Source organism: Escherichia sp. TW14182, from assembly GCF_000208525.1.
Taxonomy (GTDB): domain Bacteria; phylum Pseudomonadota; class Gammaproteobacteria; order Enterobacterales; family Enterobacteriaceae; genus Escherichia; species Escherichia ruysiae.
This window is the reverse complement of the sequence record NZ_AEJZ01000379.1, coordinates 1-1,820: the sequence shown is the minus strand read 5'-3', so window position 1 is coordinate 1,820 and position 1,820 is coordinate 1. Positions and strand designations below refer to the sequence as shown.

Here is a 1,820-nt window from a genome sequence, read left to right as displayed (position 1 = left end):
CAGCCTGCGTTCAGTTGATTACGTACCGCAACGTTATCCGTACAGTCGAGCACCAGATCGTGTTTAGTAATCAACGCAGCAAGCTCAGCATCATCAAGTAACGCATTCGCTGGTGTAATTGCGATATGTGGATTGATCCGTGCCAGTGCATCACGGGCAGATTCAACCTTCGGTTGCCCGACCGTAGCGTCACTGTGTAGCGTCTGGCGTTGCAGATTCGAGAGCGAAACCGTGTCGAAGTCGAGCAGCGTCAGGTTGCCGACACCGGCGCTTGCCAGATACTGCGAGGCTGCGCAGCCGAGTCCACCGAGGCCGACGACCAGCACGCGAGAATCTTTCAACGCTTCCTGGCCGTCAAAATCAAAACCACGCAGGATGATTTGCCGGTTGTAGCGCAGCATCTCCTGATCGCTGAGTTCCGCCATTACAGGCCTCCGAACAACGCGTTAAACGGCTCGACTTCCACCCATTCGCCCGCTTCAACATTGCCGCGATCGCGTTCCAGCACGATAAAGCAGTTGCCGAGGCTAAAAGAGCTAAATATATGGGAACCCTGATGTCCGGTGGTCATCACTTCCAGTTCGCCGTCGGCATTGCGTTGCAGCACACCACGCTGGAAATCAAGACGACCAGGCGTTTTCTTGAGGCGAGAAGCCGTGCGTACACGCTGGCGCGTAGGCAGGCCGCTGGCGGTGTTGCCGCTTAATTTTGCCAGTAACGGCTGTACCAGTTGGTAGAATGTCAGCGTTGCTGAAACCGGATTACCCGGCAGGCCGCAGAACCAGCTATTGCCGAGTTTACCGAACGCGAACGGTTTACCCGGTTTAATCGCCAGCTTCCAGAAGGCGATTTCGCCCAGCTCTTCGAGAATGGTTTTGGTGTAATCCGCTTCACCAACCGAAACACCGCCAGAACTGATCACTACATCCGCCTGACTGTCGGCTTCAATAAATGCTGTGCGCAAGGCGTGGGGATCGTCGCGGATAATCCCTAAGTTGATCACCTCGCAACCCAGTTGTTCTAACATCAGGTGTACGGCGAGACGGTTGGTATCGTAGATTTGACCGTCGCCCAGTGGCTGACCTGGCAACTGGAGTTCATCACCGGTGGAAAACAGCGCCACACGCACTTTGCGAATCACCGGAACGTCGGCAATTCCCAGTGAAGCAATCACCGGCAGCTCTGCGGTAGTCAGGCGAGTCCCCGCCGGGAAAACAACCGCACCCGCAGAGATATCTTCACCGCGACGACGAATATTTTGCCCGCTACGCACTTCAGCGGTAAAACGCACTCCTGCATCTGTTTGTTCGGTCTGTTCCTGCATCACCACAGCTTCACAGCCTTCCGGCACCGGAGCACCGGTCATAATGCGAATACAGGTGCCAGCAGGCCATTCCCCATGATACGGCTGCCCGGCAAACGATTTGCCAGCAACGGGCAGCGGTTGCCCGGAGGCGATATCGGCTAAACGAACCGCGTAGCCGTCCATTGCCGAGTTATCAAATCCAGGGACATCGAGCGGCGAAACCACATCGCTCGCCAGAATACGACCAAAACACTGAACCAGTGGCAGCGTTTCCTGAGCAGTCAAAGGGGTAACGCGAGAAAGCATCTCATTAAGCGCGGTGTCGAGCGACATCAAACCGGTGGTAAATTCCATGAAAACACTCCTGCGGGGCAAAATCGAATCCGCCTATTATGTCAGAAAAACGCCACGGACTGTATGCCACCTCGGTCGTAGAGCGGGCTCCTGCCTTTACATGCCATATACATCTTTCTATATTCAAAAATTGGGTGATGCTGCCAACTTACTGATTTAG

General features: G+C 54.8%; 2 protein-coding genes. Both read right to left on the bottom strand.

What is annotated here, in order from left to right; translation table 11 throughout:
- Positions 1-425, bottom strand: a 425-nt coding sequence (locus EQY_RS0122065) for a ThiF family adenylyltransferase (RefSeq protein WP_000829241.1), incomplete at its 3' end; no start/stop codon positions are given.
- Positions 425-1,660 (bottom strand): molybdopterin molybdotransferase MoeA, encoded by a 1,236-nt coding sequence (gene moeA, locus EQY_RS0122060; protein ID WP_000397342.1) that lies wholly within the window; start codon positions 1,658-1,660, stop codon positions 425-427. The genes moeA and EQY_RS0122065, both read right to left, overlap by 1 nt.
- Positions 1,661-1,820: the final 160 nt, after the last annotated feature.

Bases quoted from the DNA above. Each gene is read 5' to 3' on its own strand.
- moeA (WP_000397342.1), bottom strand. From the start codon at position 1,660: ATGGAATTTACCACCGGTTTGATGTCGCTCGACACCGCGCTTAATGAG.